This is a genomic window from Aureibaculum flavum, from assembly GCF_016406085.1.
In the GTDB taxonomy this organism is placed as follows: Bacteria; Bacteroidota; Bacteroidia; order Flavobacteriales; family Flavobacteriaceae; genus Aureibaculum; species Aureibaculum flavum.
This window is the reverse complement of sequence record NZ_JAEHFJ010000008.1, coordinates 176,583-183,332: the sequence shown is the minus strand read 5'-3', so window position 1 is coordinate 183,332 and position 6,750 is coordinate 176,583. Positions and strand designations below refer to the sequence as shown.

Sequence of the window (6,750 nt, the reverse complement as noted above, 5' to 3'; positions counted from 1 at the left end):
CCCAATAACTAACTGTTGGTTCTAAAGTAAGCGTGTATGTTAATAATGCTATTGCAAATGTTACCCAGCCTAAAATAGTATTCCACTTTTTAAAATTGAAATTGAACATCCATTAATGTTTTATATATTCACTCTTTCTTTAATAAAATAAATGTTTCGTTTTACGATCAAATAGTATTTCATTATGCCTCAAATGAACAAAAAAACTAATGGAAATTAAAAAATTAGAGGTATGAATTAGGGACTAGTACCGTACTGTTTTTATACTTTTAATACTAACTGAAGAAACATGATATTCAATAATATAAAAATTAAAGAAGGACAAGGTATATCAAAATTAGAAACTTATTACAACAATGTACTATGCTAAAAAGTCTAAATAATTGATCATAATATTGTTTGACTTTAGATAATTAACGTAAAAATAATAACTTGCATATAACAGATATAAATGCAATACGATTATGCATATGTTTTGCAGCATTTAATAAAAAAACGAACTTTATAGACAAATGATACATTCAAAAAAAGAAATAGCGAAACTTTTCTCGAACGGAAAATTTGATAAAACTATAGACTATTTAAGTGAGGAAATAGTTTGGAATATAATTGGCGAAAACATTTTTGACGGAAAAAAAGCTGTTACGAAAAATTGCGAACAGATAGGGGAATATTTTAAATCTATGCAAACTGATTTTAAAACAGACAAAATAATTGTTTCGGATAATAAAGTAATCATCATTGGAACAGCGGAATTTAAACAAGATGGAAAACGATTGAATTTTATTTCCGCATGTGACATTTATGAGTTTAACGACCAAAATATGATTGATAAAATATCCTCGTATTGCATCACAGAAAAAAGTGAGTAAATAAAACAAAATCTGAAGAAAAATTAAGAACCTAAACGCATAGAAAGCGTTGAAAACAATGTTTATAAAACATAGCTATTAAAGTATTTTCGAGAGATTTGTGTGTATTTTCAAAAACTTCCAAATTTTTAAATTCCGTATATTGTAAAATAAGGATTAAAAGAAAATTTTAAAATTAGGCCCATGTGTAATCCCAAAAGTTGGCGTCTATTTGCACGCTATCTATCATATTCGGAGACGTTCCGTACTCTCAATTACATGTTAGACCTCCATTGACATAAATGCAAGTTATCTGCTAAATAGGGATGCCCTTTTCCAAATAATTTCTAGGTCGACGCTCGCTTCCCTCTTAAATATCACAGACAAAGGGCGTAATCTCAAATAAGAATCTAGACTTTCAGATCCGCTTTTTCTAAATAACGTCTCACAATACGTTGGGTATCACTATTGTCTTCTTTAAGCTCTATTAATTGCTCATATTCTGAAATGGGAATGGTTTCTTCATTTTCTGTTATAAAAGTAAACCCCTGATATAAACCATTTTTTATAAGCACTACCGCTTGCTCCTGCTCTGTTCTTCCTTTTTCCTTAATAATAAAAGTACTGTTCAATTTGTCAATACTTGAAAGTGCTTTTTTCACTCTTACATTATAGGACGCAACATCTTCCATATTTCTACAAACTCCTTTACACGTTTTTATATGGTAGTGAAAACATCCGCCTGGAATATTCTGTAAACTACAGTATTTAGGACATAATTCATGTGCTTCACAAAATTCTTCCAAAAAAGTTCTGCATTCTGTTTGATTGTAAAGCTTTAAAATTGGATTTGATATTAGTTTTAATCTATTGTAGGTGATATGTATTATTCCACTTAAATCTTGGTAGGTCGTTAAACCAAAACTGGTACGTTTTTTCTTTTGTGCTCTATTATATTTTGGATATAACCGCTTAATTTCATGTGACTCCAATAGTAAGGCCACGAGTTCGCTACCAGTAAGTTCAAAAGTAATATCAGCGGTTTCTGTACACAATTTTAATTCCTTATTGGCTTTACTATATAAATGGCTTAATACACGTTGTTTAATATCAATAGCTTTACCCACATAGATTACGTTGTTATTGTCATCTTTAAAATAATAAACTCCAGGTTTGTTTGGTAAGTTATCAATAACAGTTTTTGATAATAGTGGTGGTAATGTTGCTTGTCTAGATTTATTATTTAAAAAGGAATCAAATACAAGCCCTGTATCTAATGCGAGTAACTTTTCTAATAATATAACTGTAGCTTGTGCATCGCCGCGGGCTCTATGTCGGTTCTTGATATTTATACCCAAACTTGTACACAAAGCACCTAGGCTATACGATCGTTGTCCTGGTATTAATTTTCTTGACAATCGGATAGTGCATAATTTCTTTCTTTTAAATTCCGCTCCAAGCTCTTGAAGTTCGTGCTTAATAACATTAAAATCAAAATTGACATTGTGTGCTACAAATATGCAATTTTCCGTGTATTCAATAACCTCTTTTGCTATTTCATGAAACTTAGGAGCCCTTCGAACCATATCGTTTGTAATACCAGTTAGTCCTGAAATTTTGTAGCTTATTGAAGACTCAGGATTTACCAAAGTTGTAAATTCTTTAAGAATCTTCTCGCCATCATGTACAAAAATGGAGATCTCAGTGATTTTATTCCCCTTTGCTCCTAGCCCTGTAGTTTCAATATCGACAATTGCATACTTCAAATTATTGTTCCCTTTTTGATTTTTAAAGTTACATTTTTAAAGGATAAAAAAACAATGTTTTAGCGTGTTTTTATGTTTCGAATTCCTTCATAAATCACTATACTTACAGCATTCGCTAAGTTTAAGCTACGAATATGAGTACTATAAAGTGGAATGGTATATACAAAATTTGAATTTTCTGATACTATCTCTTTGGGTAAACCAACAGATTCTTTTCCAAAAACCAGAAACATGTCGTCTTTATAGTCAATAGCACAGTAATCTTGTGTACCGTGACTTGACAAATAGGCAAATTGTTTACCTTTATTTATTTCGAAAAATTCATCAATACTTTCATAAATAAAAAGAGAAATATGTTTCCAATAATCCAACCCGGCTCTTTTCACTCGCTTATCATTTAATTCAAATCCAAAAGGTTTTACGAGATGTAATGTTGATCCAGATGCCAAACTTAATCGACCAATATTGCCTGTATTCATAGGGATCTCCGGTTCAATTAGTACAATATTAAATCCCATTCTTAAAAGTTTATGCTTAACAAAAAGCGACGATATGCCTTATGACACCTTTATCTATTTTAGACGTCAACAAATATAAGAAATATTGTTGCCTATAATTTATCGTTTATTTAGACTTTAATTTTCTTCCTAATTCTTGACGACCAACTATAGTAACAATTCTTATTATATCGTCCTGAATTTGATAATAAATACTATCTACACCACATACACATCTTCTAATTCCTTTCCCTAGATAATCAACAGAGGGATATAAATATGGATTGTTTGCAATAACATCAAATTGCTCAAAAAATGCTAAAAAATATTTATCTGCTTGATCTTCTCCAAATCTAAAAAAACCATAAGCATGAATTCTTATCAAATCTTCGTCCGCTTCTCTAGATAAGATATATTTCATTTCATTTTTTTAAGCCTACTCTTTGAGTCAGCTAAAATCTCTGAAGCCGTTCTGTTGCTAATACCACTTTCCAGTCCTTTTTGAATCTTTGCCCTAATATAATCTACTTCTATTTGTTGCTCTCTAGCTTGACGAATAAGGTCATTAACCAATTCACTCTTACTGGTATATTCTTCACTCTCAATTTGAGATTTTAACCAATTATCATTGGGCGTAGTAAATGTTATACTTTGTCTTGACATAATTTATAAAATATTAATGATGCTAATGTACATCAATAACGCACCAGTCACAAATTTTATTATCGTTAATTTAAACTTTTATGACCGTTTTTTTCTAATTTAAGATTAGTTTTTTACCAATTAGTTTTTTCATATAAATCTAAAAATGAGGCCGCTGACAAATTGAAAAAATCAACTAAAAAATGTGCGAAAATGATCCATTTTAAACTAGCTGTCTTTTTATATACTAATCCCCAAACTAAACCCATTATTAAGGTTGAAATTATTACTGTAAAACCACTATTTAATTCTGAGTTCACCCCAAAAACAGCATGATTGGCAGCAAATACGATACTTGTAAATACTATTGCTAACCCATTTGGCCAATTTTTGGTATATTCTAATAATAAACCACGCCAGTAAAATTCTTCCAGCCACGGGTTCATAAGTGCTAATAAAATCCATGGCAACCAAACGTGCCAAATTGCCAACGTTTCATAATGCATTAAAAATAGAGGAAGTGGCAAAATTCCTATAATTAATGCTAACAGATTCCAGCGTATCGCTCCTTTTGATTTTTGCAACCATCTTTTCCGTGTTTCATAATTAGAATATCTAATAATAAAGAATAGAAAGAGACCCCATTCAAAAAGTATTATAGGTATAAAAACCCATTTTCCAATAATTCCTCCAAATAAAAAGGCAATCGCAAAATTAAGAGTAATAATTAAAAAGGGAGATGCAAGTACTATTTTTTTGTTTGTTAAGGTCATGAAGCAGCCGTTTTTCTAAAGACATGGTTATATTAGAAATGTTACAGTTGTTCACTTTTTAAAGTCACTTTTACGCAAGGGTTAATTCCTGAATTTAAAAAATGATTTCTATTTCATTTTTCATATAGGAACCATTACCTCGATTTAAAGCATATTACAACCGTATTAAATGGTGAGCTTACAAGCCTTTTTTTATTATATGGTTCCAATTCTATTTTTTAATTATTTTACATTCTTTACAATTTTAAAATCTCAGTAACATTTGCTACAATAAATAAGTCATTTTTTAACTTAATTATGAACGTAGGTTCATTATATTTATACTTTACTTTTAAATTATAATGGCCAGACCAGAAAAAAATAGAAAAATTTCACAACCTCCAATCATGAAAGGATTTAAGCCTTATGGAATTCCTCGTTGTAAACTTAAGACTGTTCAACTTACACTGGAAGAATACGAAAGTATACGATTGGTTAATTATAAAATGCTTCAGCAAAAGGAAGCGGCTAAATTGATGGAAATTTCTAGACCAACCCTTACCAGAATATATAATAAGGCTTTAAAAACAATTACGAAAGCATTCGTTGAAGGAAAAGCAATTGAAATTGAAGGCGGTAATTATCAATTTGATAAAGAATGGTACCGTTGTAAAAATTGTAACAATTTAGTGGAAGGTGAAAAAGAAAAGGTCATGTGTACATCAAAAGATAAATTTTGTAGTAGAGAACAAAAAATTTGAATACGTAACAAATCAATTCATAATATGAAAAAAGTAGCAATACCAACCGGTAAAAACAATCAAATTGAAGATCATTTCGGACATTGTAAGTTTTATACTATTTATACCCTAACTGAGGACAACCAAATTTCTAATATTGAGCAATTAGCTTCTGAAAAAGGTTGTGGCTGCAAATCTAATATAGCAAGTGTTTTAGCGGAAAAAGGCGTTCAAGTAATGCTTGCAGGAGGTATAGGAGCGGGAGCCTTTACTGTTTTAAATAGTTTAGGCATTAATGTAATTAGAGGTTGTTCTGGTAATGTAGATACACTAATGAAGGAGTACACCAGCAACTTACTAACTGATGGTGGTGAAACCTGCGGACATACGCATCATAAAAAGCACCATTGTAATCATGCATAAAAATAATTTCGCTTTTTACACCTCATAATAGATATAATTTATGCCCAATTTAGATCAAAAAGGCCCTGGAGGTTTAGGTCCAAAAACAGGAAAAAAACTAGGGAAATGCAGAAAAAACGACCTTGAAATAAAGACTATTGAGAAAATATATTTTTTCAAGAAAGAACCATTGAGCAATTCAAAACCAATAAAACAATTACATACGATAATTAAAAAAAAATGAGTATATCTCTCATTTTTAATTATATTTATTACAATATGAAATTATACCTTAAAAATTTAAATTAATGATGGTTAATAATTCAACTATTATACAAGGAGAAAGAGTTAAACTTCCCACCAAATATGGCCACTTTGAACTTATTCCATTTCAAGAAAAAATAAGCGGTGTTGAACACATAGTCCTAATTAAGGGAGATTTCGAACCTAAGGATACGGTATTAACTCGAATTCATTCGGCTTGTGCTACTGGAGATTTATTTGGATCCTTAAAATGCGATTGTGGAGAACAATTAGTCGAATCCATGAAATTAATTGAAAAGGAAGGAAAGGGAGTCATCATCTATTTACAACAAGAAGGAAGGGGAATTGGTCTAATGAATAAGATTAAAGCTTATAAGCTTCAGGAACAAGGTATGGACACTATTGAAGCAAACGTGCATTTAGGTTTTGCCCCTGATGAGCGAGAATATCAAGTAGGTGTCGAAATTCTTAATGCCCTTGAAATACAAAATATACAATTATTAACGAACAACCCTGATAAAATCAATAAATTAGAACAAAGTGGTATTAAGGTCGTTCAACGTGTTCCAATAATTATAAAATCAAATCAATTCAATAAAGATTATTTAAGCACCAAGGAAAACCTAATGGGACATCAACTTAGTGATAACGATACATAAATACGATAACAAATACATCTAAATGAATCCATTTCTAGTTCTGCAGAAATTGGCCACTTAGATATTATAATTCTGTCTTGTTACATAAATGGTTTTGTTTAACAATAACCACTGAATATCTTTTTTTATTGAAAAGAAATAAGACTTTAATTTTTCTTAATTTAGACGCCTCAGAAT

General features: G+C 30.4%; 10 protein-coding genes. 5 read left to right on the top strand and 5 right to left on the bottom strand.

The genetic code is table 11. The features are described from left to right. Positions 1-512 precede the first annotated feature (512 nt). A complete protein-coding gene (locus JBL43_RS15795) occupies positions 513-872 on the top strand; it encodes a nuclear transport factor 2 family protein (RefSeq protein WP_198842374.1) in 360 nt (119 codons plus the stop codon). Between the two features lie 389 nt (positions 873-1,261). On the opposite strand, the gene JBL43_RS15790 is transcribed toward JBL43_RS15795, so the two are convergent. The 5 genes from JBL43_RS15790 to JBL43_RS15770 all read right to left on the bottom strand — a co-directional run bounded on the left by JBL43_RS15790 (position 1,262) and on the right by JBL43_RS15770 (position 4,529). Beyond that, a complete protein-coding gene (locus tag JBL43_RS15790; RefSeq protein ID WP_198842373.1) occupies positions 1,262-2,617 on the bottom strand; it encodes an exonuclease domain-containing protein in 1,356 nt (451 codons plus the stop codon). 59 nt (positions 2,618-2,676) lie between these two features. Beyond that, a complete protein-coding gene (locus JBL43_RS15785) occupies positions 2,677-3,135 on the bottom strand; it encodes a tRNA (cytidine(34)-2'-O)-methyltransferase (RefSeq protein ID WP_198842372.1) in 459 nt (152 codons plus the stop codon). A gap of 106 nt (positions 3,136-3,241) precedes the next feature. Beyond that, the gene (locus tag JBL43_RS15780; RefSeq protein ID WP_198842371.1) at positions 3,242-3,535 is read right to left on the bottom strand and encodes a type II toxin-antitoxin system RelE/ParE family toxin; all 294 of its coding nucleotides are present in this window, start codon (positions 3,533-3,535) and stop codon (positions 3,242-3,244) included. Then, the gene (locus JBL43_RS15775) at positions 3,532-3,777 is read right to left on the bottom strand and encodes a ribbon-helix-helix domain-containing protein (protein WP_198842370.1); all 246 of its coding nucleotides are present in this window, start codon (positions 3,775-3,777) and stop codon (positions 3,532-3,534) included. Before JBL43_RS15775 ends, JBL43_RS15780 begins: the two co-directional genes overlap by 4 nt. Positions 3,778-3,890: 113 nt before the next feature. Then, on the bottom strand, positions 3,891-4,529 hold the full coding sequence (locus JBL43_RS15770) for a CPBP family intramembrane glutamic endopeptidase (RefSeq protein ID WP_198842369.1): 639 nt from the start codon (positions 4,527-4,529) through the stop codon (positions 3,891-3,893). Between the two features lie 341 nt (positions 4,530-4,870). On the opposite strand from JBL43_RS15770, the gene JBL43_RS15765 reads away from it, so the two are divergent. The 4 genes from JBL43_RS15765 (at position 4,871) to ribA (ending at position 6,573) form a co-directional block, all read left to right on the top strand. Continuing rightward, positions 4,871-5,269 (top strand): DUF134 domain-containing protein, encoded by a 399-nt coding sequence (locus JBL43_RS15765; RefSeq protein ID WP_198842368.1) that lies wholly within the window; start codon positions 4,871-4,873, stop codon positions 5,267-5,269. A 24-nt stretch (positions 5,270-5,293) separates the two neighbouring features. Beyond that, positions 5,294-5,671 carry a NifB/NifX family molybdenum-iron cluster-binding protein gene (locus JBL43_RS15760; RefSeq protein ID WP_198842367.1) on the top strand — a complete coding sequence of 126 codons (378 nt, stop codon included), beginning with the start codon at positions 5,294-5,296 and terminating at the stop codon, positions 5,669-5,671. A 40-nt stretch (positions 5,672-5,711) separates the two neighbouring features. After that, positions 5,712-5,894, top strand: a complete 183-nt coding sequence (locus JBL43_RS20450; RefSeq protein ID WP_198842366.1) for a DUF5320 domain-containing protein — start codon at positions 5,712-5,714, stop codon at positions 5,892-5,894. A 64-nt stretch (positions 5,895-5,958) separates the two neighbouring features. Continuing rightward, positions 5,959-6,573, top strand: coding sequence for a GTP cyclohydrolase II (gene ribA / locus JBL43_RS15750; protein ID WP_198842365.1), 615 nt, complete (start codon positions 5,959-5,961; stop codon positions 6,571-6,573). The last annotated feature ends 177 nt before the right edge of the window (positions 6,574-6,750 follow it).